Origin of the sequence: Methanosphaera sp. ISO3-F5 (assembly GCF_034480035.2) — an archaeon.
GTDB lineage: Archaea > Methanobacteriota > Methanobacteria > Methanobacteriales > Methanobacteriaceae > Methanosphaera.
The window spans coordinates 487,356-511,603 of sequence record NZ_CP118753.2; the positions used below are offsets into that span (position 1 = coordinate 487,356).

Annotated in this window: 19 protein-coding genes; 11 read left to right on the forward strand and 8 right to left on the reverse strand. The window is 29.2% G+C overall.

The genetic code is table 11. From position 1 onward, the window contains the following. Positions 1 to 65: 65 nt before the first annotated feature. Both PXD04_RS14050 and PXD04_RS14055 read left to right on the forward strand, forming a co-directional pair. Complete coding sequence (locus tag PXD04_RS14050) at positions 66 to 1,220, forward strand: DUF763 domain-containing protein (RefSeq protein ID WP_323735465.1); 1,155 nt, start codon at positions 66 to 68, stop codon at positions 1,218 to 1,220. A gap of 61 nt (positions 1,221 to 1,281) precedes the next feature. Next, positions 1,282 to 1,839, forward strand: a complete 558-nt coding sequence (locus tag PXD04_RS14055) for a nitroreductase (protein ID WP_323735466.1) — start codon at positions 1,282 to 1,284, stop codon at positions 1,837 to 1,839. On the opposite strand, the gene PXD04_RS14060 is transcribed toward PXD04_RS14055, so the two are convergent. Beyond that, complete coding sequence (locus PXD04_RS14060; protein WP_323735467.1) at positions 1,832 to 2,092, reverse strand: hypothetical protein; 261 nt, start codon at positions 2,090 to 2,092, stop codon at positions 1,832 to 1,834. The two genes, PXD04_RS14055 and PXD04_RS14060, sit on opposite strands and share 8 nt — an antisense overlap. Positions 2,093 to 2,237: 145 nt before the next feature. Here PXD04_RS14060 and PXD04_RS14065 point away from each other — a divergent pair, with 145 nt between their 5' ends. The 3 genes from PXD04_RS14065 (at position 2,238) to PXD04_RS14075 (ending at position 7,465) form a co-directional block, all read left to right on the forward strand. Further along, a complete protein-coding gene (locus PXD04_RS14065) occupies positions 2,238 to 2,942 on the forward strand; it encodes an ABC transporter ATP-binding protein (RefSeq protein WP_323735468.1) in 705 nt (234 codons plus the stop codon). 48 nt (positions 2,943 to 2,990) lie between these two features. Further along, positions 2,991 to 5,213: an ABC transporter permease gene (locus PXD04_RS14070; RefSeq protein WP_323735469.1), complete on the forward strand. Its 2,223-nt coding sequence runs from the start codon at positions 2,991 to 2,993 to the stop codon at positions 5,211 to 5,213. A 572-nt stretch (positions 5,214 to 5,785) separates the two neighbouring features. Then, positions 5,786 to 7,465, forward strand: a complete 1,680-nt coding sequence (locus PXD04_RS14075) for an AAA domain-containing protein (protein ID WP_323735470.1) — start codon at positions 5,786 to 5,788, stop codon at positions 7,463 to 7,465. 127 nt (positions 7,466 to 7,592) lie between these two features. Here PXD04_RS14075 and PXD04_RS14080 read toward each other — a convergent pair whose 3' ends face one another. Next, positions 7,593 to 8,918 carry an IS4 family transposase gene (locus tag PXD04_RS14080; protein ID WP_323735471.1) on the reverse strand — a complete coding sequence of 442 codons (1,326 nt, stop codon included), beginning with the start codon at positions 8,916 to 8,918 and terminating at the stop codon, positions 7,593 to 7,595. Positions 8,919 to 9,613: 695 nt separating this feature from the next. Between PXD04_RS14080 and PXD04_RS14085 the strand changes: the two genes are divergently transcribed. The 3 genes from PXD04_RS14085 (at position 9,614) to PXD04_RS14095 (ending at position 13,435) form a co-directional block, all read left to right on the forward strand. Next, a complete protein-coding gene (locus PXD04_RS14085; protein WP_323735472.1) occupies positions 9,614 to 10,900 on the forward strand; it encodes an O-acetylhomoserine aminocarboxypropyltransferase/cysteine synthase family protein in 1,287 nt (428 codons plus the stop codon). Positions 10,901 to 11,055: 155 nt separating this feature from the next. Next, complete coding sequence (locus tag PXD04_RS14090) at positions 11,056 to 12,531, forward strand: homoserine O-acetyltransferase (protein ID WP_323735473.1); 1,476 nt, start codon at positions 11,056 to 11,058, stop codon at positions 12,529 to 12,531. A 130-nt stretch (positions 12,532 to 12,661) separates the two neighbouring features. Further along, complete coding sequence (locus PXD04_RS14095; RefSeq protein WP_323735474.1) at positions 12,662 to 13,435, forward strand: alpha/beta hydrolase; 774 nt, start codon at positions 12,662 to 12,664, stop codon at positions 13,433 to 13,435. A gap of 95 nt (positions 13,436 to 13,530) precedes the next feature. Here the strand turns inward: PXD04_RS14095 and fbp are convergent, their stop codons facing one another. Beyond that, entirely contained in the window at positions 13,531 to 14,625 is a 1,095-nt protein-coding gene (gene fbp, locus PXD04_RS14100) for a fructose-1,6-bisphosphate aldolase/phosphatase (protein ID WP_323735475.1), read from the reverse strand. Positions 14,626 to 14,814: 189 nt separating this feature from the next. After that, positions 14,815 to 15,786, reverse strand: coding sequence for an isocitrate/isopropylmalate dehydrogenase family protein (locus PXD04_RS14105; RefSeq protein WP_323735476.1), 972 nt, complete (start codon positions 15,784 to 15,786; stop codon positions 14,815 to 14,817). 108 nt (positions 15,787 to 15,894) lie between these two features. Between PXD04_RS14105 and PXD04_RS14110 the strand changes: the two genes are divergently transcribed. The 3 genes from PXD04_RS14110 (at position 15,895) to npdG (ending at position 18,432) form a co-directional block, all read left to right on the forward strand. Further along, positions 15,895 to 16,473, forward strand: coding sequence for a HEAT repeat domain-containing protein (locus tag PXD04_RS14110; protein WP_323737438.1), 579 nt, complete (start codon positions 15,895 to 15,897; stop codon positions 16,471 to 16,473). Positions 16,474 to 16,686: 213 nt separating this feature from the next. Continuing rightward, complete coding sequence (locus PXD04_RS14115) at positions 16,687 to 17,637, forward strand: malate dehydrogenase (RefSeq protein ID WP_323737439.1); 951 nt, start codon at positions 16,687 to 16,689, stop codon at positions 17,635 to 17,637. Positions 17,638 to 17,754: 117 nt separating this feature from the next. After that, positions 17,755 to 18,432, forward strand: a complete 678-nt coding sequence (gene npdG / locus PXD04_RS14120) for an NADPH-dependent F420 reductase (protein ID WP_323735477.1) — start codon at positions 17,755 to 17,757, stop codon at positions 18,430 to 18,432. Between the two features lie 232 nt (positions 18,433 to 18,664). Here the strand turns inward: npdG and PXD04_RS14125 are convergent, their stop codons facing one another. The 4 genes from PXD04_RS14125 to PXD04_RS14140 form a co-directional block, all read right to left on the reverse strand. Then, on the reverse strand, positions 18,665 to 19,003 hold the full coding sequence (locus PXD04_RS14125; RefSeq protein ID WP_323735478.1) for a P-II family nitrogen regulator: 339 nt from the start codon (positions 19,001 to 19,003) through the stop codon (positions 18,665 to 18,667). A gap of 15 nt (positions 19,004 to 19,018) precedes the next feature. Continuing rightward, the gene (locus PXD04_RS14130) at positions 19,019 to 20,242 is read right to left on the reverse strand and encodes an ammonium transporter (RefSeq protein ID WP_323735479.1); all 1,224 of its coding nucleotides are present in this window, start codon (positions 20,240 to 20,242) and stop codon (positions 19,019 to 19,021) included. A gap of 278 nt (positions 20,243 to 20,520) precedes the next feature. Beyond that, positions 20,521 to 21,663: an alanine--glyoxylate aminotransferase family protein gene (locus tag PXD04_RS14135; protein WP_323735480.1), complete on the reverse strand. Its 1,143-nt coding sequence runs from the start codon at positions 21,661 to 21,663 to the stop codon at positions 20,521 to 20,523. A gap of 1,032 nt (positions 21,664 to 22,695) precedes the next feature. Further along, complete coding sequence (locus PXD04_RS14140) at positions 22,696 to 24,021, reverse strand: IS4 family transposase (RefSeq protein WP_323735471.1); 1,326 nt, start codon at positions 24,019 to 24,021, stop codon at positions 22,696 to 22,698. Between the last annotated feature and the right edge of the window lie 227 nt (positions 24,022 to 24,248).

Here is a 24,248-nt window from a genome sequence, read left to right on the forward strand (position 1 = left end):
TAAATATATAATTGATTAATTAATTTCAATTATATTAAATAATGATTTTAAATATAACTATATTTATGCAAAGAAAAGGAATCACTAACTTACCATTACACACAGATCATACGCCTCCATGGTTGTGGAAACGTATGGTAAAATTGTCTGGAGCATTAACAGAGGTAATACTTGAAGAATATGGTCATGAAGAGTTTTTAAATAGAATATCAAATCCGTACTGGTTTCAAGGATTTTCATGTGTCATAGGTTTCGATTGGCATTCCTCTGGAACAACAACAACTACTTGTGGAGCATTACGTGCTAGTTTAAATCCTGAGGAACATGGAATAGCAGTATTAGGTGGAAAAGGAAAAAATTCCCTAAAAACACCTAAACAAATAATGGAAGTTACAGATACTTTTAATATTTCAGAAAAAGATAAGGATAATCTTATTAAATCATCTAAATTGTCTGCGAAAATTGATAATTCATGTATTCAGGATAATTATACATTATATCAGCATAATTTTTTCTTAACAGAAAATGGTTCATGGGCTGTAGTACAACAAGGTATGAATTTATCTAACAAATATGCGAGAAGATATCATTGGATGAATAGTAATTTGGATGATTTCTTAAAAGATCCACATACGGCAATTGAGTGTGATAAGAAGAATGATGAAACATTGAATATGGCCTCAAAGAAGAGTGAAGAAGTGCAAAAAATTAGTGTGGATTTAATTAATGATAATCCTGAACATTTAAGAACATATTTCAGAAGAAAAGATCCTAAGCAAACGTTATTGTCTGATTATTTTGATTTTGGCAGTGATGAATCTGATCCTACTGGTTTTTTAAAACAGAAATCATTTACTATGCCTAATCATCATGAAGTATTGGATATGGATTTGAGTGATCATGACTTTAAAGTTTTAAAAAATGCTTATGAATTACAACCTGGTGATTATAAAGAGTTAATTTCTTTAAAGGGTATTGGTCCTAAGAAGATTAGGGCGCTTGCATTAATTAGTGATTTGGTTTATGGTAAGGAAGCTAGTTGGGAGGATCCTGTTAAATATAGTTTTGCTCATGGGGGTAAGGATGGTTTTCCTTATCCTGTGGATAAAGAGGTTTATGATTATTCTATTGAAACTATTAAAGATTCATTAAAGCAGTCAAAACTGGATAGTAAGGAAAAATATGATGCTATTAAAAGATTAAATAAGTATATTCATTGAATGAAAAATATTTTATTTTTGTGTTGATAAATATATAATAAAGAACTGGAGGTATTTTCATATGCAATCAACAATTGATGTTTTAAAAACAAGAAGGAGTGTTAAAAAATTTAATGATAAACAGGTTTCTAGGGAAGATTTAAACACTATTTTGGAAGCCGCTGTAAATGCACCTTCAGGTATGAATGCTCAATCTCCTAAAATTCTTGTATTACAAAGAAAAGATATTATTAAACGTTTTTCTGAATGGAACAAGTCTTTTTATCCTAAGGAAGTTTTAGATAATTTGCCTGAAGATTTTGACCCATTTTATAATGCTTCTACATTAATCATAGTTTTAGCAGATAAAAATATTCCTACTTATGTGGAAGATGCTTCATTGGTTATTGGTAATTTGTTAAATGCTGCTAGTAGTATAGGTTTAGGGTCTTGTTGGATTCATAGGGCTAGAGAAGAATTTGATTCTCTTCAAGGGAAGGAATTACTTAAGGTTTGGGATTTATCAGAAGATTATGTTGGTGTGGGACATGTTGTTTTAGGTTATCCTGCTGATGATTTTGTTGTTTCTGATAAAATTATTAAGGATGATTTTGTTGTTTTCCTTGATGATATTATTTAAACATTGACTTTATTTTCCAGCTTGTTGATTTTTCAACTTCTTCTTTAAATTTTTTTAATTCGTGATTTTCTTGTTTTAGTTCTTCTATTTCTCGTTTTAGTTTTCTATTTTCAAGGTCTAGATCTTCGTTTTCGAATATGCTTTGTCCTAATTCGGTGGATAATTGTTTGTAGTTTGATTTTTGTATTTTTATTTCTTCTTCTAGTTGTTTTATTTCATTTGTTAATTTTTTTATTTCTTGGTCTTTGTCCATTTTTATCACTCTTGGTATTATCTTTGTTTTTTGATAATTAAATTTTTTTAAAACAATATAAATTTAGGTTGGCCTAAAAAATATATAGTTGTTATTACAAATATCGAAATAAACATTACATAACCTCAAAAAAAGGATGAAAATCATGACAAAATTAATAGAATTTTCCAATGTATATAAGGAATATAAAACAGGAGAAAACACATTAAAAGCAGCAGACAACTTAAATTTCACAATAAATCGAGGAGAATTAGTAATAATATTAGGACCATCAGGTTCAGGAAAATCCACATTACTAAATTTACTTGGAGGATTAGATTCAGTCACAAAAGGAAAAATCACAGTAAACTCAAAAGAAATAACAAAACTAAATGATGAAGAACTAACAAAATACAGAGCTCAAGAAATAGGATTCATATTCCAATTTTATAACTTAATACCAAACCTCACAGCACTAGAAAATGTAGAATTAATAAATGATATAACAAATGAACCAATAGATGGAATAAAATATTTAAAAAAAGTAAATTTGGAAAAACATGCAAATAATTTCCCATCAGAACTATCCGGAGGAGAACAACAAAGAGTTTCAATAGCCAGAGCAATATCTAAAAAACCATCAATGTTATTATGCGATGAACCAACAGGAGCATTAGACTCAAAAACAGGATATCATGTAATAAAAATATTAATGGATTTATGTAAAAATAACAAAACAACAGTAATCATAGTAACACACAACATTGAACTATCAAGATTAGCAAACAAGGTAATACACCTAAAAAATGGTCAAATCGAAAAAATAGATATCAATGAAAACCCAAAAAATATTGATGAAATAAACTGGTGATTCTAAATGTTATTTAGGAAAATGCTCAGGGATATGAATGAACATAAAATGCAATTTCTAGCGATATTTCTAATGTCCTTCTTAACATTATGGATATTTACAGGAGTAGGTTCTGAAGTTGCCGGAATTCAGCAAACCTCTTCAGAATACTATAAAAACACAAATATGGCTGATATATGGGTTTATTCAGAAAATATTAACAATGAAACAATAAATCAGATCTCACAAATAACTTCTACAAAAAATATGGAAAGACAATTAGTACTACGGACAACAGCCGATTTAAAAGATGATCCTACTGTAACAATACATTTTGTAGAAAATAACACATTATCAAAATATTATCCGATTGAGGGAGGTTCAATAGATCTCAATGATGAAAATGGCATATGGCTAGATAAACGATTTGCAGATGCCAAAAATTTGAAAATTGGGGACAAAATTAAATTAGAATTTGATGGAATCACTATAGAAAAAACAATTAGAGGTTTAGGATATTCTCCGGAATATGTTTATGCTCAAGGGGATAGTTTAATTCCAGATTTTAATATGAATGGTTTCGGATATCTTTCATATAAAGCATTTGACATTAAGGATATTCAATACAATGTGGTGTTAATTGATACTGAGGAGAATTCTGATACATATCAAGAAAAATTGGATGAAAAAATAAATTATGACTCTTATGTACCCTTCAAAGATCATGTTAGTGTAAGTCAGTTTCAAGCAGAAATAGACCAACATGCTATGATGGGATCAATGTTTCCAATAGTTTTTGTCATAGTTGCATTATTAACTTTGTTAACAACAATGACTAGGATAGTTAATCATCAAAGAACACAAATAGGAACATTAAAAGCATTAGGTTTCACGGATAAAAAAATAACATTACACTATATTTCATATGGATTTTATTTAACCTTGTTTGGTTGTGTATTGGGATTAATTATTGGACCATCAACTATGCCTTACCTATTTTTCCCTTCAATGAGTGCATTTTATACATTACCTGAATGGAAAGCAGGATGGGATATTTCATTCTTTATTGTGGCAATAGTCTTATTGATGTTATCCGTATTATTCACTTTTCTTGCAACAAAAAATATTTCAAAAGAGTCTCCATCACAGATACTTTTACCAAAAGCTCCTAAAATATCAAGAAGGGGTTTAATTGAAAAAACAATGATTTGGAACAAAATTGGTTTTAATGGAAGGTGGAATTATAGGGACATACAAAGAAACAAGATTCGATCATTAGTGACAGTAATAAGTATTATTGGATGTACTTTACTATTAATTTCTGCTTTTGGCATGAATGATGGTATGAATGATTTAAAAACATGGCAATATGGTGGTATAAATCATTATGAATCACAATTGGTATTTGAAGATAACATTACTCAAGAACAAATAGATAATTTAACAAAGATATATGATGGTACACAGGTAATGAATCAAAAAATAGAAATTCGGGCAGAAAATATTAAAAAAACAACTAATTTAATGGTTTATAATGAAACTGGTTTGATAACACCAACTGATAAAAATATGCATGAAATCAAACTTCCTAAAGATGGGGTAAGTTTAACAGAAAAATCTGCTGAATTACTTGGGGTGAAAAAGGGTGATGTTATTGAATGGCATTTGTATGGTGAAGATGAGTGGATAAAATCTACTATTGATGAAGTATATGCTGATCCTGCTACACAGGGGATAACTTTATCTCAGGAAAAACTGGAACAAGTAGGCTATAATTTCACACCTAATTATATTGTAACTAAAGAGTCGGTCAATGGTCCTGTTGAGGGTATAAGTTCAATTAATTCTTTCACTGATTTGCAGAGTAGTTGGGATGAATTGATGGAATCAGCAAATTTACTGATTGGTATATTATTAATATTTGCATTTGCTTTGTCTCTTGTAATGTTGTATAGTTTGGGTATTTTGGCGTTCACTGAGGTTGAACGTGATTTGGCAACATTAAAAATAATTGGTTTTAAGACTAAATCTATTCGGAGATTATTTTTGGTTCAAAATTTGATTTTATCAATAGTTGGATTTGTATTTGGTGTTCCGATAGGTTATTATGTTTTGAGGGTGATGATGGATTCTTCTGGTGATACTTTTTATTATCCTATAAATTATTCCTTTGAAACGATTTTAGTGACATTTTTAATAGTTGTTGGTTTATCTGTTGTTGTAAATGTATTATTTTCTAGAAAAATAAGGGATATTGATATGGTTGAATCTCTTAAGAAAGCAAGAGATTAATCTTTTATTTTATTTTTTTTGATTCTTTTTTTTGGTGTTTGTGTCTTTTATTTTTCTTTTGTTTAATTATTTTAAATAGGTTTATTATCTACTTCTAATAAAATATTATTTGTTTAATGTTGAATTAAACACCAAGATATTATGTTAAATTTATAGAGATACATTTTGTAAATTAATATATATCTAATATTATGGTCTAACTTTTAGTTAGAATAACTTATGATTTCTTTTTTATTTAAAGAATGATTAAGGTGAATTATATCCTATATTGAGATGAATTGAGTATTTTTTGGAGAATACTCATATTTGTCTTTTATCTGTTCTGGTTTTTCTTTTATAACAATATATAAGTAATACTTTTTTTATAAATATTAATAATATTTATTATGAATTACAAAAACACTCATTTTATCAAAGAATTTAAATCACTAATAGAAAAAGAAAAAAAATCAAACAAAACAATAACAGGAAAAATAACTGATATAAATAACAATACTTTAAAAATATCCACAAAATATTCGCACAACCTCTCAAAAAACATATCTGTAGAAGTAAATAGAGTAAAAGCTATTGTGACTTCAGCTAAAAATAAAAATATAGAATTAAAAATAGAAAATAAAAATATTTTTAAAATAAATGAAGAAGTATCTATTAAAAATATACAGAAAGATATCATAATTCAAAAACTCCAAGAAACATATGATAATATTAAAGACAATAAGATTAGTGAAGAAAATAAAGAAACATTAAATATTATTTTTGGAAATGAAAAGATTAATTATGTAAATAAAAAGTTTTCTGTTAATAATTTGAATAAGAATCAGAAGGAAGCTGTAAAAAAATCTTTACAAACAGATAAATTTCATTTAATTCAAGGACCTCCCGGAACTGGTAAAACACATACTATTGTTGAAATTATCAGACAGTTATATAAGAATAATAATAGAATATTAATTACCACCCATACTCATATAGCTCTAGACAATATTATTGAACGGTTAACTGATATTGATGATGAACAAATACTTCGTATTGGACAAAAAAGTCAAGTTACATCAAAAGTTATTAAATACACGATGGAAAATCAAATTAAACAGCATAATATGTTCGATGAAATTATTGAAAAAGAAAAATTGATAGCTGATTTATCAAAAAATAGTCTTAACTTTTCAGCTACTTCAAATGTTAGTGATACTCATGAAAGTATTATAAGTAAAATTTTTAGTCAGATAATCAAAATTAAAAATAATAAAATAACTGATGATAATCTTGTCAGTGATGGGCATACTATTGATAATACTGATCGGATAAATGAATTAAAATTAGAGATTGAAAATATTAAAAAAAATATACAAAGTGATATACTTCATACAACTAAAATTTTTGCATCAACAGTACTCTCCTCTTCTAGTTATTTAACAAAGGATATTGATTTTGATTATGTAATAATGGATGAAGCTAGCCAAGTTCCAGTATACCTTGCATTGATACCATTAATGAAGACAACTAAATTTATTTTGATTGGAGATAATAAACAGTTACAGCCAATACAAAACAATAATTCATCTTATCTATTAAATAAATCTATATTCAACTTATTAATAGATAAATATCCTGATAATTTTACTTTCCTAAATATTCAATATAGAATGAATCAGGAGATAAGTGATATAGCAAGTAAATTATATTATGATGGACGATTATTAACTGGAGATAATGTTAAGAATCAGAAAATTATCTTAAATAATCATAAATCATTTCTTTTAGATGATAATCCTCTAAGCATAATTGATACTTCAAATATAAATTTTGATGAATCTAATGTGTCTGGTGGTTGTTGTAATAAGTATGAATCAGAAATTATTCTAAATTTGCTTTCTAATTTAAAATGTAATGGGATTTCATTGGATGAAATAGGGATTATAACTCCTTATAAGAAACAGAAATTGTATATTCAGAAATTATTAAGAAAAAATGAGTTAAATGTAGAATGTGATACTATATATAGATTTCAGGGTAGAGAAAAAGATGTGATACTGGTTAGTTTTTGTAAGAGTTCTCCAAAATCATTAACTAAATTTCAAAAGAATTTTTTGGCTGATGAAAATCAATTAAATGTTTCAATAACTAGATCTAGAAAAAAATTGATATTGATCGGTAATTTTGATATGATTAAATCTGCGGATAATATTAAAAAGCTAATTGATAGGATTTCTGAAGAAAATATTTTATATTTGCAGGATATCCTGTGATATTATTATATTTTGTTCATTTTTTTAGGACTAATTTTAATATTCTTTAGTATATTTTTCATTTTTTTCCAATGCTGTCAAGTTAAGATAGTTTTTGTGTGAAATTTTTTTTGTCTCGTGTTTTTTTTTAAAATGATCTTTTATTGTTGTCTGAGAATTTGTGTCCGTAATCTACTGGTTCTCTGTTGGTTGATTTGATTTCTTTTTTTATGGGTATTAGGTGTTTTTGTAGTATTTTGATTATTTTTGTTATTGTTTGTTGTTGTTTTTCTTTATCAGTGTTTATGAGGTTTAGTAATTCTTTTTTTACCAGTCCTACTGCGATGTTGAAGTTTGCTTGGTAGTCCTTGTATTTGTATTTTTTATTGTTTCTTCGTTTTTGTTCTATTTCTTGGTTTACATCATGTTTTACTATTGTTGCTATGTTGAATACGTATATATCTGAGTAGAAGTCTTGTTCTATTATGATTTTTCTTCTTCCGCTGAAGTTTTCAGTTTGTAGTTTGTTTTTTAGTTTGTCATAACTGGTTTCAATTCCCCATCTTTTGTTGTATATCATTTTAAAGTCATCTATTGTAATTGTTTTATCAAAAACATTTGTTGCAAGGGTTTCTATTTCTCCAGATGATAAGGGGATGGTTATTATTCGTATTTTTATTTTATCTTGCTTTTTTGCTAATTCTTTTATTTCATTATCTGATATTCTTCTCAGGTAATCTTTATCAATTGGTACTTCTATTATTTCATCATCAGTAGTTATATTTTCTCTTTGTTCTATGAATGTGTCTTTTTTAAGACGTATTATAAAAAATGAGTTTAAATCCATTGTTTTTAAAATTAAATCTTTGGAAGGATATCCTCTATCATATATTGTTATTGTCTTCTTAAGATCTATTTTATCTTTAGCATCTTCCAAATGGTTAATAGCATGCTTAACTTCACCATATTTTCTGTTACTAATAGCAGAACTAATGATAAATTCATTAAGTACATCAACCATAGTGGAAACCCTAGCTGTAGAAGTATGGTGGGAATGATTATTATCTTCAATATCAAAATCTTCACGAACAGTAGGATAATTAGGTAAATCAAATATCGAACCATCACCAGCAGTTAAATAAAAACCTTTGAAAGTTTTCAACTCTTCAGGTCTCCTATAAATTTCCCGTATTAACTCATCATTAATATCAATATATGCTTGAGGATTAATAATCATCCTCCTTTGAGAAATAGCTTGCTTAGAAACATCCATATCCAATTCACCCCAATATTCCTCCATAAAATACAAAGCTTCCAAAGCAGTCGTACGGCCACGATTCCAAAGAATATACTTCATAATACATTCCGGAGGCAACTTACGATTACGAAGTTTATTATCAACTAAAATATATTTATCACAAACATAACTATTAAAATTTCCCATACTATCTAATAAAACATTACCTAAAGACATTAAAAACACCAAAATACTATCAATCAAATCCACATAAATTAATAATAAAAAATAAAAATAAATCATGTGTAAATTAATTAAACAATATTATATAGTTCATAATATATAAAAATAACTATAATTAATACTTAAAAACTAGTATAGACAAATAGATACTTATAATATTTAATATAATTAAATAATAAATAGAATTAAGTAAATTTAAAGTAAAAATAAGTTATAATATAAAAATAAAAGAAAATTATGTTAGAAAAACCTTAACTTGACAGCATTGATTTTTTTCTCAGTTTTGTTGGAAACATTTATATACTACATAAAATATAACTATTGTTATATCCTTAAGGATATACTTAAATTCAATTAATATAATAAACATAATATTCTGATGTTATATTTTAAATACATTCATGTATTACTTTTCAAAAAAATCCTCTTAGATAAAGGATTATTTTTAATAATAAAAACTATAACATTGTTATATATTATTTTCATTAAAAATTACCAAAAAAATAATAAAATACACACGGAAAAATAAAAAACAGGACGTGAAACACACAAAATAAAAAAAAGAGAAAAGAAAATAAAAAAAAACCAAATAACAAGAAAAGTTAAATTAAAAGAATAACAAAAACAACAAACAGAAAAGAAAAATCAAATCAAAAAAAAAATAACATATAATAAAAGGAAGTGAAAACGTGGCATACGAAGTAAAAAATAAAAAAAATATAGCAACAATAGGATTACATGTCGGACAAGAAGAAACAGATGAAACAGGCTCAAGAGCAGTACCAATATACCAGACAACATCATACGTATTCAACGACACAGATCAAGCAGCAAACCGATTCGCATTAACAGAACCAGGAAACATATACACAAGACTAACAAACCCAACAACAGAAGCATTCGAAAAAAGAATCGCAGCAATAGAAGGAGGAACAGCAGCATACGCAACATCATCCGGAATGTCCGCAATATTCTACACAATAATCAACCTAACAGAAGTAGGAGACAACATAGTATCAGCAGATAACCTATACGGAGGAACATTCGAATTATTCGAAAACACACTTCCAAACCTCGGAAGAACAGTAAAATTCGTAGACTCACAATCACCAGAAGAATTCGAAGCAGCAATAGATGAAAAAACAAGAGCAATCTATGTAGAATCCATAGGAAACCCAAAACTAGACATACCAGACTTTGACGTATTATCCGAAATAGCCCACAAAAACGGAATACCATTAATAGCAGACAACACCGTAGGAATAGGATCAGTAAGACCATTCGACCATGGAGCAGATATAATATCAAGCAGTGCAACAAAATATATAGGAGGACACGGAACAACACTAGGTGGAGTCATCATAGAAAAAGGAGACTTCAACTGGGACAATGGAAAATTCCCTGGATTAACCGAACCTGATGAAACATACAACGGATTAAAATTCTATGAAGCACTAGGCCCAGTAGCATTCACAACAAGAATAAGAGCAGTACTTGGAAGAGACACAGGAGCAGTACCAAGCCCATTCGGTTCATTCCTATTACTACAAGGACTAGAAACATTAAGTTTAAGAATTGAAAAACATGCAGAAAACGCATTAGCAGTAGCAAAACACTTAGAAGCACATCCAAAAGTAGCATGGGTGACCTACTCTGGTCTAGAAAGCAGTCCAAACCACGAAATAGCAAAAAAATATGCTGAAAAAGGTTATGGTGGAATAGTATCATTCGGACTAAAAGCAGGATATCAGGGAGCAGTAGATTTCATAAATCACACAGAACTATTATCCCTATTAGCAAACATAGGCGATGCAAAATCACTAGTAATCCACCCAGCATCAACAACACACTCACAATTAACAGAAGAACAACAAAGAGCAACAGGAGTAACACCAGATCTGATAAGATTTTCAGTAGGAATAGAAGATTTAGAAGATATATTAGCTGATGTAGACCAAGCATTAGATAAAATATAATCATCTAAACATCCACTTAACCCCCCATTTCAAACCTATTTTTCATAAATATAATTCAATTTAAATTTAAACAGATTACCTATTTTGATAACAAATATTAAATGTAACAAGAAATATATAACAAAATATTATAAAAGACTAAGGGAGGTAAAAAGTTGGCACTTTTAAAATCAATAGGTACAGTAGAAACACAATATTATACATTAGAAGAAGACCTAAAATTAGAAACAGGAAACATATTAAAAACTCCAACAATTGCCTATGAAACATACGGGACATTAAATGCACAAAAAAGTAATGCAATATATGTTTGTCATGCACTAACAGGTGATGCACACGCAGCAGGTTGGCATGACAATGATAAAAAACCAGGTTGGTGGAACATAATAATCGGTCCAGGAAAACCATTAGATACAAATAAATATTTCATCATATGTTCTAACGTAATAGGAAGTTGTAAAGGTTCCACAGGACCTAGCTCAATAAATCCAGACACAGGAAAAGAATACGGATTAGACTTTCCAATAGTTACCATAGCCGACATGGTATCCGCTCAAAAGAAACTAATGGACCATTTAGAAATCACCCAATTATATGCAGTTATTGGAGGATCAATGGGGGGAATGCAAGTACTCGAATGGACAATTTCACACCCTGAAATGATAAGAAATGCAATAATGATAGCATCCGGAGCATACTCTACACCACAACAAATAGCATTTAATGCAGTTGAACGCAGATCAATAACAGAAGATCCAAACTGGAACAAGGGAAATTATTATCATACAGACAAAATACCAGAACAAGGATTATCAGTTGCCCGAATGATAGGACACATCACATACTTAAGCAACGAATCAATGTACGAAAAATTTGGAAGACGACTCCAAGACAAAAACGATTTCAGCTATGATTTCAGCAATGAATTCCAAGTAGAAAGTTATCTTGAATATCAAGGATTTTCTTTCACAAAAAAATTTGATGCAAACAGTTACCTATACTTAACAAAAGCATTAGACTACTTTGATGTCAGAAAAAACAATTCATTAGAAGAAGGATTAAAATCAGTAAGAGCAAAAATGCTCATAATGTCCATAACTTCAGACTGGTTATACACTCATGAACACATGGAAGAAATAGTTCAAGCATTAAGAGCAAATAATGTTGATGTAACCTATTCTAAACTAAATTCAGAATACGGACATGATGCATTTTTAATAGAAAATGGTCAAATGAACTACATTATCAGCAACTTTTTATCTAAAGCAACAGTAAAAGATGTTATGAGTAAACACGTTGTAACACTACACGAATCAAAAAGTGTTAAAAATGCAGCAGAAGTAATGCTTACAAAAAATAAAACACATCTTCCTATAGTCAATTCAAACAATGAAATAATCGGAATCATCACTGCATGGGATTTATCTAAAGCAATAGCTATGAACACGGACAATATAGAAGAAATCATGACAAAGGACGTTGCCACATGTTTTGAAGACGATTCAATTTATGAAGTTGCTCATAAAATGGAAGAAGAACGCATATCCGTTTTACCAGTAATTAATGAAAAACACCAAGTAATTGGTAACATATCAACTAATCATTTATCAAACTTATTAGATTTAGAATAATCAAACATTCTTTTTTTTAGAAAGACTTGGTTCTCTTCTTTTTATCTTATTTTTATAAATTTTCATCTCCATTTACAGTATTCCTCTATTGAAATAAGAGTAAATAGTTTTAACAACATATGTTATTGTAATGTTTAAAAAAGATATTAATTATAAAGTTGAAGGAAAAGGTAAACCATTAATTCTTATACATGGATTATCGGATAGTTTGGAGTACTGGGAACCTCTAAGCAGTATTTTAAAAAATAAGCATAAAATAATACGCTATGATATAAGAGGTCATGGTAAAAGTCCATTAAGTAGGGAAGAAATAAGTATTGATTTACTTGTAGATGATTTAAACATTTTATTAAATAATTTAAAGGTTGATGAATGTATAATAGTAGGATTTTCGATGGGAGGACTAATTGGATTAAGCTATGCTATAAAATATCCTGAAAAAGTTTCATCAATCATATTAATGTCTACTTTTGCAAGATGTTCATCATATGTTGAAAATATTTTTCTACAATTAAGAAATGCTGTTAAATCATCCTATGACGATTTTTATGAATATATACTGCCAATGGTATTATGTCCGAATATAATTGAAGAAAACAAAAAGGAACTTGAAATGATAAAAGAATATGCTTCTAATAATGTAAACACTATGGCGATTGAAAAAGCTATTAATGCAATGCTAGGATTTGACATTATCTATGACTTAGATCAATTTGATATTCCAACATTAATATTGTGTGGAAAATATGATACTCTAGTTCCACCTTCTTTACAAGAAGAAACACATAAAAAAATTATTAATTCTGAAATGATTGTTTTGGATAATCTTAAACATAATTTACTGGTGGGTAAAAATATTTCTAAGATAAGTGATATAATTGTGGATTTTATCTTAAAACAATAACCCTTTTTTCATTAATGAATATAGCGTGTACTAAAACTAGTTTTTTTTTATAAATGGGGGGGGGGTTATGTTGAAGTAAATATTATAATTAATATTTACATATCTTCGAATCTGTCTTCAAGTTTTGTAAGAACACCTGGAAGACTTGTGTATTCCATTTCGTCTGCAGGTAATCTGTGTGGTTCGAATGGTCCGTGTCTTCTCATGTAGTTTGCTACTTTTGTTGCAGTTGTTCTTGCTTCATCAAATGCAGGGTCTGCGAACATGTCAACTGGTCCAACAAGTTCTGCGTTGTTTACTTGGAAACCTAGTCCGATTACACGAGGAGGTCCGTCGAATCTTACAGGTCTTGCATCTGCTTCACCAACAGGCATTAAAGGTCCGTTATGTGATCCTCTCATCCATCCACTTACTAAGTGTGGGAATGCGAATGGTTCTGTTGTTTCTCCACCAGCTGGGAATCCTGATTGTGATCTTACAATTGCTACTGGGTCATCTTTACCTATGTATTTTCCTGCCATGAGGTTAAGTCTGTCAGTACTTACTGCAGCTGCTATTTCACCATCTGATCTTCTGAATATTCTTTTTATTACATATCTTCCTGTTGAACCGATTAAAGCTAATAAATCGTACATTTCATCTGGACAGGACATTGTTACTTTTCTGTTTTCAATTACATCGTATACTTCGAAGTCGAATCCACCGTGTAATGTTGGGTCGATTACTAATCCTGCAGTGTTGAAAGGGTCTGCAAACATTCTGAATAATGGTAAGTTGAATGCTCCTGGTTCTGTTTTATCACAGCAGTATGCGAATACTGGGTCTGATCCTCTTTCTTCGAATTCTATTTCTGCACTACCTGGTCCCATACCTTTAATGTTTCCACTGAATGTATCAGATAATAAGTCTTGACCTGCACCGTATAATTTAAGTCCTTTTGCTACTTCTGCTCCTGCCATGAATGTATCAAATGCGAGTTTGTGTACTTCTTCATTGTCTGGACCGTTTGTGTGGGTCATAATCATGTCTATGTCGTCACCACAATTGGTTATATAGAAATCTTTTAATAATCCTTCTTCTTTTGCTTTTGATAAATATTCGTTACATTTATCTTTTAATAATTGGTGTGTTACTGCGTGTCCACCAACACTACCAATATCTGCTTTAATTATACTTACAGTAGTTTTCATTTAAAATACCTCCTCGGTAAAATATAATATCATTTTATTCATACTCATAATGAGTATTATTAGTTAATCACAATTTTTTTTGTATACGATTGTTTTTCTCAAAAAATTGTATGAATAAAAAAATTTAATAGTTAGTTTTATTTTTCTATTTATAAGTTTATAAATTTATTCATTGTTTGAATGTTGCCTTTACAGTTTTTTGATAATTTCATCACACATTTCCTGAGTATTCTGAGTACCACCCATATCTGGTGTTTTAATTTTTCCTTCTCTTATTATTTCTTCAATAGTGTTCTGAATGTTTTGTGCCTCTTTTTCCATGTTAAGGAATTCTAACATTAAACAACTAGACAGTATCATTGCAATAGGGTTTGCTTTATTTTTTCCAGCTATGTCTGGTGCAGATCCATGTACTGGTTCAAATAGTCCATTGTCATTTCCAATGTTTGCTGAGGGGATTAATCCTAAACTTCCTAATAATCCTCCTCCCTCGTCGGATAAAATATCTCCGAATAAGTTTGTTGTTACAATCACATCAAATTGTGATGGTTTGGTTATCAGGTACATTGCCATTGCATCTATGTAGTAGTCGTTTGGAATTATGTTAGGGTATTGGTTGGCAATTTTATAAAATGCTGTTTTAAACACTCCATCTGTAATGGGCAGTACGTTTGCTTTATGTGCTGCGGTCACAGTTTTTTTCCCTATTTTTTCTGCGTATCTGAATGCATAATCACATATTCTTTCTGATGCTTTATGTGTAATTTTTCTTATTGCAATGGTTTCTTCACCATTATCTTCTTCCATATGTGAATATAATCCTTCCGAATTTTCTCTTATTATTGTAAAATTAATTTCTGGGTTGGTGTATGATTTTATTGGTCTTTGGTTTATGTATAGATTTAATTCTTTTCTTAGTGTAACTATTGCACTTTTTTGTTGGGGGATAGATGTTACTGCTCCGAACAATGTTGAATCACTTTCTTTGCATGAGTTTATTGTTTCTTGGGGTAAATTGGTTCCGTATTTTTTGTAACATTCTTTTCCTGCTTCTTGTGGTATGAAATCAAAATTTGCATTTGTTGTTTCCAGGATTTCTAATGTTGGTTTCATTACTTCTTGTCCTATTCCGTCTCCTGGAATAGTTGTTATTTTAAACAAATTCGTATTCTCCTTGTTTTTGTTATAGTATATTATTAGATGATTAATTATTTATATAATTTGATGCTAAATATTATTAAGATAAATGAACATAAAAGAATTTTCGTGATGATTATGAGTAAAGAAGAAATTGTTAACGCTATCCAAAATTTAAATGATGAAGATGATTTTGTAAGATTAGAAGCAGAAAGTACGATTTCTATGTATATGCCTGCAGAGATTGATGTTTTACATGAAGAAGTGTTGAATATTGATTATCCTAAAAATACTCGTTTAACAATGGTGGAATTATTAAGGGATTTAAAAGATCCTAGTTCTATGGATGTTTTTGTTAAATTATTAAATGATAGGAATAAATGGATTAGAAGACAATCTAGTTCAGCTCTTGCTGATTATGGTGAAGATGCAGTGGAACCTCTATTAACTCTTGTTGATGATGAAAATTGGAGGGCTAGGGGTGGAGCTGTTTGGGCTTTAGCTAAAATTGCAAGACCTGATACTTTGGATGTTTTCCTCAAGGCTTATAAGGATGAAAAAAGTTTTGTCCGTTCCGGTGCAGTATTTGGTTTAGGAAATATTGGTGGGGATGAAGCTGTTGAAGCTTTAAAATATCTTGCTGAAAATGATGAAAGTGGTTATATTAAAGCTAATGCATTAACTTTCCTGGATAAATTAAGTGGGGAATAATTGTTAGTTTTTTTAATAACTTTTTTTTTATTTTTAAACATTTTTTATTTTTTAATCCGATAATTTAATATACACTGTATTTTTTTCATATTTTCCATAATTTTCTATTCATATTTTCAATCCTATTTTTAGAAATCTTTTAATATTATAAACTAAATAAATAAATATTGATATATAATAAAAAAATCAATAATTTTTTTAGGAGGGATTAATATAGTTAAAATCTCAATAATAGGTGCTTCAGGAACAATTGGAAAAAATGTAGCATTTACGTTAGCAAGAGAAGATGTAATTGATGAAATAGTAATGTACTCACGTGAAAGTAGTCATAACAGGGTTAAAGGGGAAGTTCTGGACATGTATGATGCTCTTGCAGCAGAAGATATAGAGAGTGTATTAACAGCATCCAGTAATCTTGAAGACATATCCGATTCAAAAATTGTTTTAATTACTTCTGGAGTTCCACGTCAACCAGGATATACTAGACTTGACTTAGCAGTACCTAATGCCGAAATAATAAAAGAATATTCACAAGCAATAGCAAAATATGCTCCGAATTCAATTATATTAATAGTTACAAATCCGGTTGATGTAATGACATCTATAGCTTTACAATATTCAGGTTTTGAAAAAAATAGAGTAATAGGGCTTGGAAATCACTTAGATTCTCTAAGATTAAAAACAATTCTTGCAAAACATTTTAAAATTCATAATGGTGAAATACACACAAGGGTAATCGGGGAACATGGAGATCACATGGTGCCTTTATTAAGTTCATCTACTATCGGTGGTATTCCACTTAAATATTTTGTACAATCTACTGATTTAGAACCAGATGAATTAGTTAGTAGAATTAGAAATGCCGGTGGAAATATTATTTCTAAAAAAGGAGCAACAGAATATGGTCCATCCTATGCTATTAGTAATCTTATACGAACAATAATAAATGATAGCAGGAAAATTCTTACTGTAAGTACTTATCTTGAAGGAGAAGTAGAAGGAGTATATGATGTTTCATTAGGTGTGCCAGTAATTCTTTGTAAACGAGGAATTCAGAGAATTGTCCCTGTTCGAATGAATGATTATGAAAGATCTGAATTTTTTGATGCAGCAAGAACTGTTAAGAAATGCACTTATAAGATTCGTGAATTATTAGAAGAGTAAATATCTACTTTTTTTTAAACATTTTTTTTAATATTAATACCAAAAATTGTATATATTACATAATATATATGTAATGATTAATCATGATATATTATTTATAAATTAAGAGGTATTAATATGAAAATAGGAATAATTGGTGGAACAGGTTCACAAGGATTAAACTTAGGAAAAAGATTAGCAATAGCTGGAGAAGATGTAATCATCGGAAGCAGAAAAGAAGATAAAGCATTAACTAAAGTAGAAGAAACATTAGAATTACTAAAAGACTACGAAAATATTAATATGGTGGGAATGTCTAATGAAGACGCAGCCAAAGAAGGAGAACTTCTCATTCTAACAGTACCATTAGCAGCACAAAAAGCAACATTACAATCCATAAAAGAATTTGTAGGAGAAAAAATATTAATCGATGCAACAGTACCACTGGAAACAGCAATTGGAGGATCACCAGCAAGATTTGTTGATTTAATGGAAGGATCCGCTGCAGAAAGAACAGCTAAAATCCTTAAAAAAACAGGAGTAAAAGTAGTAGCAGGATTCAATAATATAAGTAATTCACATTTAGAAAACATACCAGAACCAATAGACTGTGACTGTCTCATTGCAGGAGACGATAATGAAGCTAAAGCACAAGTAAAAGAGTTAGTAGAAAAAATACCTGGAATAAAATGCATAGACTGTGGTAAACTAGAAAAAGCACGAATGATAGAAAAAATCACGCCATTACTAATAGGTTTAAACATAAAATATAAATCCCATTACGGTGGATTAAGAATTACTGGAATAGACTTCTAATAAGTCTATTTCTTTCTTTTTCTTTAATAATTCATTACTATTTTTTAAATCAAAAATAATTACCTTTTATAACTCTTCTAAAAATTTGAACATATATTTTCTTTTCAATAATATTATTTCAAAAAAAATAGAATATGGAAAAACCCATATTAATAAGAGAAAGGAGATTAAAAAATTATTATAAGATAAGCATATTTTATCTAAAAATCCTAAATGTCATAGGGACTACAGTTTATAATGCATCATCACCGCGTTCGCCAGTCCTAATTTTAATAACTTCTTCAACGTTAGTTATGAAAATTTTTCCATCTCCTATATTTCCAGTTTTTGCTGCTTCTACAATTGCATTTACAACCTCTTCAACTGCAGAATCATGAACAACTGTAACAAGTTTAACTTTAGGTAAAAGATCTATACGATAACTTTTTCCACGATATTTTTCTTCTATACCTAACTGTTCTCCTCTACCTTTAACATCACTAACTGTGATTCCACGACTGTCCACTTTTTCCAGAGCATCCTTAACTGCATCTAATCTTTCTGTACGTATAATAGCTGTTATCTGTTTCATAGTATCATATTCCTATTATATTCTGTAACCAAGTTCTTCATGTTCTCTAACATCTAAACCTTCTGTTTCTGTTTGTTCATCTACTCTTATTCCCATTATTTTATCTAAAACTTTTGCTATACCATATGTTAATATAAATGAGTAAACTCCTACTGCTACTATACTAATTATTTGTATTATAACCTGTTCTGGATTACCATATATTAACCCAGAAACTCCTCCAATGGCTGGTGTTGCAAATACTCCTGTAAGAATTGCACCCCAGGTTCCTGATAAACCATGTACTCCGAATGCATCTAATGCATCATCGTATCCTAGTTTTGGTTTTAAGTATGATATTGCAAAGTAGGATATGAATACTGTGGTGAATCCTATTATCATGGAAGATGGTATGTCTACAAATCCTGCTGCTGGTGTTATAGCTACTAATCCTGCTACTGCTCCGGTTGTTGCACCAAGTACTGTTGGTTTTCCAGATTTCCAGAGGTCTATTAGTATCCATCCAATCATTGCTGTTGCTGCAGCTACGTTTGTTGTTATTAGTCCGTTTGCTGCTAGTCCGTTTGCTGCTAATGCTGATCCACCATTAAATCCGAACCATCCGAACCATAGTAATGCTGCTCCTATTACTACATATCCTAGATGGTGAGGGAGTAATCTTTGATCTTTTCTTGGTCCTAGTATTAATATTAATGCAAGTGCTGCTATACCTGAGTTAAGATGTACTACTGCTCCTCCTGCGAAGTCTAATGCTCCTAGTTGGTATAGCCATCCTCCTCCCCATACCCAGTGTGCTACTGGGATGTATACTAGTGTTAACCATATTATTATGAATATTAGCCATGCTTTGGCTTTCATTCGTCCTACTACTGCTCCTGAAATTAATGCAACGGTTATTGCTGCAAATGTTGCTTGGAATGCAACAAATAATAATTCTGGTATTCCTGTGTCTGGATGAAGCATATCCAATCCGATTCCTGTTAAGAAGAAATTTGTTGGTATGCCTATAAATCCGTTTAATGTTTCTCCAAATGCAAATTGATAACCAAATGATACCCAGATTATGCTTGCAATGGCGAATGCTGTTAAAGATAGAAACATTGTGTTTAAAACGTTTTTCTTTTTGCTCATTCCTCCATAAAATAATGCTAATCCGGGTAATGTCATTATCATGACTAATGCTGTGGAGATTAAAATCCATGCTGTGTCTCCCGTGTTCAGTAACGTTTCTGCTACCAATTGTATTCCTCCAATATTTTTTTTTTATTGTTACCTTTTTTTTGATATGCTTCTTTTTATTTTATATTTTTTATTTTATTATATCATTATATTTTTTTATAATAAGACGGAAGTAGGAAATACACTTCCGATAATAATAGTATAAAACATAAAGTATATAAATGTTTTTAAAATTATCAAAAATAATAATAAAATAAAGCTAAACATTCTAAAAAACAGAAAAACTTCATCAAACAAAAAAAATAGGAAGTTCCAAACTTCCTACAAAAAAATAATAATTAATTTTTAAGATATACATCTTGTAAAGCTGCAACACCGGCTCCAGCTTCAAAGTCAAATCCAAATTCTTTTAATGTCATTTCTAGACAGGTGAAAGTCATAGCTAATTCCTGTAAACCAGTAATACCCATGTGACCTATTCTGAAAATGTTACCACTAAGGTGATCTTGACCACCAGCTAATTCAATTTGATATTTATCCCTCATAGTTCCGCGTAACTGTTTATCAGTAACACCTTCAGGCATTTTAATACCAGTAAGAGTATTTGAATAATCACCTTCACGTGCAAATAATTCAAGACCTAATGCTTTTGCAGCTTCACGTGTAGCTTCAGCACCAGTGTGATGACGTTTGATACGAGCATCTAAGCCTTCTTCTAATACCATACTTAATGCTTCATTCATTGCATATGTCATTGATACACTAGGAGTGTAAGGAGTTTGAGATTTAGCTCCACTTTTTCTCATTTTTTTCATATCAAGATAATAAGTAGGAGATTCTACTTTATCAACAACATTCCATGCATCATCACTTAAAGTTAACATACTCATTCCAGGTGGTGCAGCAAGACATTTTTGTGAACCACTTAAACAAATATCCAAACCATATTCATCTACTTTAACAGTATCACCAGCAAGAGAAGAAACAGTGTCAACAACAAATAATGTATCATGATCTTTCATTATTTCTCCAACTTCTTTAATTGGATTAACTACAGCTGTTGAACTTTCATTGTGTATCATTGTTAAAGCTTTAGCATCATCGTTTTCTTCTACTACTCTTTTTATTTCAGCCGGATCTGCTGCTTGGCCCCAAGGTACAGTAACTTCGATAGATTCTCCACCAAATACTTCTGTTAATTGCTGAAGTCTTTCTCCAAATTTTCCTCCAACAACATTGATTACTTTATCACCTTTTTCAACAATGTTTGCTATTGCAGCTTCCATTGCACTAGTACCGGAACCTGTTAATAAATATGATTTATTATCAGTTTGGAAAACTTCAGATAACATTGCTGTTGTTTCATCTAAAATTTCACCATATGCTGCTCCTCTATGATTTGTTATAGGTTGTGCCATTGCATCTAAAACCCTTTTTGGAACAGTTGTAGGTCCAGGAATCATTAATAATATGTCTTCCATTGGGAATATTCCTCCAAAAATATATTTTCATAAACGTTTATTAAAATATAATAAGAATAGTAAAACATACTTAGTATATCTTAAGTATAACTAAACTTACTATAATTATACTTATGTCTTTAATACTTTTTTAATTTATCATAAGATTGTTCGCTAAAACTCATTTTTATTAAAAAATTTACATTTTAAAACATACTTTATTTTAACTAATTTTAAACATTATATTTTAACAACATTTAATTCTACTTAAATTCAGTTCACATCTCTTAAATTTTATAATAATCACAGTTTAACTTTCTATATCTCATAAAAATCCTATTAAATTAAGTATAAACTTATATGCTACATATAACATAATTAACATTAAAAACAGAAATTATCATGTTATTCATTTCTAATTATAGATAGTAAAAAGTAACAATAAGACAAAATCAATAGTTAAAACTAATGAATTGCATAAATTTTTCCCGTACTTTATTTAATAAATTTAATTCTACTTCGAAAGTACTAAATCCAATTATACAACAATTCAAAATTGAATCTCAGCTTACTTTCACATAAAATATTACAAGTTGAATTCACATCCTCATTAATAAATATTCCGGCACCTGATTTCTATAATCCTCTTTTGATCTGATTCCTTAGAATTCACACTTCTTTTTGTTTATAATGGTTGTATAGTGTTGTAAGGGAGTTTAGGGAACTATTATATGATTCGAATTTTGTATTTACATATACTATTTTCTATTAATTTTGGGTAAGTGTATTTACACTTTTTAATTTTTGATATTATTAGTAAAGTGTATTTACATTATTGAAATATTTGGTATTTTCTATTATTGTATTTACATATGTGTTGTATTTACACTTTTATCAATTCAGCATATTTGTTTAAGTGTATTTACATTTTATTAAAATAGGTATAATTCTTAAAGTGTATTTACATATTGTATTTACATTATACTATTTTCTATCAATGCTGTCAAGTTAAGATAGTTTTTGTGTGAAATTTTTTTTGTCTCGTGTTTTTTTTTAAAATGATCTTTTATTGTTGTCTGAGAATTTGTGTCCGTAATCTACTGGTTCTCTGTTGGTTGATTTGATTTCTTTTTTTATGGGTATTAGGTGTTTTTGTAGTATTTTGATTATTTTTGTTATTGTTTGTTGTTGTTTTTCTTTATCAGTGTTTATGAGGTTTAGTAATTCTTTTTTTACCAGTCCTACTGCGATGTTGAAGTTTGCTTGGTAGTCCTTGTATTTGTATTTTTTATTGTTTCTTCGTTTTTGTTCTATTTCTTGGTTTACATCATGTTTTACTATTGTTGCTATGTTGAATACGTATATATCTGAGTAGAAGTCTTGTTCTATTATGATTTTTCTTCTTCCGCTGAAGTTTTCAGTTTGTAGTTTGTTTTTTAGTTTGTCATAACTGGTTTCAATTCCCCATCTTTTGTTGTATATCATTTTAAAGTCATCTATTGTAATTGTTTTATCAAAAACATTTGTTGCAAGGGTTTCTATTTCTCCAGATGATAAGGGGATGGTTATTATTCGTATTTTTATTTTATCTTGCTTTTTTGCTAATTCTTTTATTTCATTATCTGATATTCTTCTCAGGTAATCTTTATCAATTGGTACTTCTATTATTTCATCATCAGTAGTTATATTTTCTCTTTGTTCTATGAATGTGTCTTTTTTAAGACGTATTATAAAAAATGAGTTTAAATCCATTGTTTTTAAAATTAAATCTTTGGAAGGATATCCTCTATCATATATTGTTATTGTCTTCTTAAGATCTATTTTATCTTTAGCATCTTCCAAATGGTTAATAGCATGCTTAACTTCACCATATTTTCTGTTACTAATAGCAGAACTAATGATAAATTCATTAAGTACATCAACCATAGTGGAAACCCTAGCTGTAGAAGTATGGTGGGAATGATTATTATCTTCAATATCAAAATCTTCACGAACAGTAGGATAATTAGGTAAATCAAATATCGAACCATCACCAGCAGTTAAATAAAAACCTTTGAAAGTTTTCAACTCTTCAGGTCTCCTATAAATTTCCCGTATTAACTCATCATTAATATCAATATATGCTTGAGGATTAATAATCATCCTCCTTTGAGAAATAGCTTGCTTAGAAACATCCATATCCAATTCACCCCAATATTCCTCCATAAAATACAAAGCTTCCAAAGCAGTCGTACGGCCACGATTCCAAAGAATATACTTCATAATACATTCCGGAGGCAACTTACGATTACGAAGTTTATTATCAACTAAAATATATTTATCACAAACATAACTATTAAAATTTCCCATACTATCTAATAAAACATTACCTAAAGACATTAAAAACACCAAAATACTATCAATCAAATCCACATAAATTAATAATAAAAAATAAAAATAAATCATGTGTAAATTAATTAAACAATATTATATAGTTCATAATATATAAAAATAACTATAATTAATACTTAAAAACTAGTATAGACAAATAGATACTTATAATATTTAATATAATTAAATAATAAATAGAATTAAGTAAATTTAAAGTAAAAATAAGTTATAATATA

Excerpts from the sequence above, each read along its gene's own strand:
- PXD04_RS14095 (WP_323735474.1), top strand. The coding sequence starts at position 12,662 with ATGTTTAAAAAAGATATTAATTATAAAGTTGAAGGAAAAGGTAAACCA.
- npdG (WP_323735477.1), top strand. The coding sequence starts at position 17,755 with ATGAAAATAGGAATAATTGGTGGAACAGGTTCACAAGGATTAAACTTA.
- PXD04_RS14070 (WP_323735469.1), top strand. The coding sequence starts at position 2,991 with ATGCAATTTCTAGCGATATTTCTAATGTCCTTCTTAACATTATGGATA.
- fbp (WP_323735475.1), bottom strand. The coding sequence starts at position 14,625 with ATGAAAACTACTGTAAGTATAATTAAAGCAGATATTGGTAGTGTTGGT.
- PXD04_RS14050 (WP_323735465.1), top strand. The coding sequence starts at position 66 with ATGCAAAGAAAAGGAATCACTAACTTACCATTACACACAGATCATACG.
- PXD04_RS14110 (WP_323737438.1), top strand. The coding sequence starts at position 15,895 with ATGATTATGAGTAAAGAAGAAATTGTTAACGCTATCCAAAATTTAAAT.
- PXD04_RS14080 (WP_323735471.1), bottom strand. The coding sequence starts at position 8,918 with ATGTCTTTAGGTAATGTTTTATTAGATAGTATGGGAAATTTTAATAGT.
- PXD04_RS14125 (WP_323735478.1), bottom strand. The coding sequence starts at position 19,003 with ATGAAACAGATAACAGCTATTATACGTACAGAAAGATTAGATGCAGTT.
- PXD04_RS14060 (WP_323735467.1), bottom strand. The coding sequence starts at position 2,092 with ATGGACAAAGACCAAGAAATAAAAAAATTAACAAATGAAATAAAACAA.
- PXD04_RS14140 (WP_323735471.1), bottom strand. The coding sequence starts at position 24,021 with ATGTCTTTAGGTAATGTTTTATTAGATAGTATGGGAAATTTTAATAGT.
- PXD04_RS14065 (WP_323735468.1), top strand. The coding sequence starts at position 2,238 with ATGACAAAATTAATAGAATTTTCCAATGTATATAAGGAATATAAAACA.
- PXD04_RS14055 (WP_323735466.1), top strand. The coding sequence starts at position 1,282 with ATGCAATCAACAATTGATGTTTTAAAAACAAGAAGGAGTGTTAAAAAA.
- PXD04_RS14135 (WP_323735480.1), bottom strand. The coding sequence starts at position 21,663 with ATGGAAGACATATTATTAATGATTCCTGGACCTACAACTGTTCCAAAA.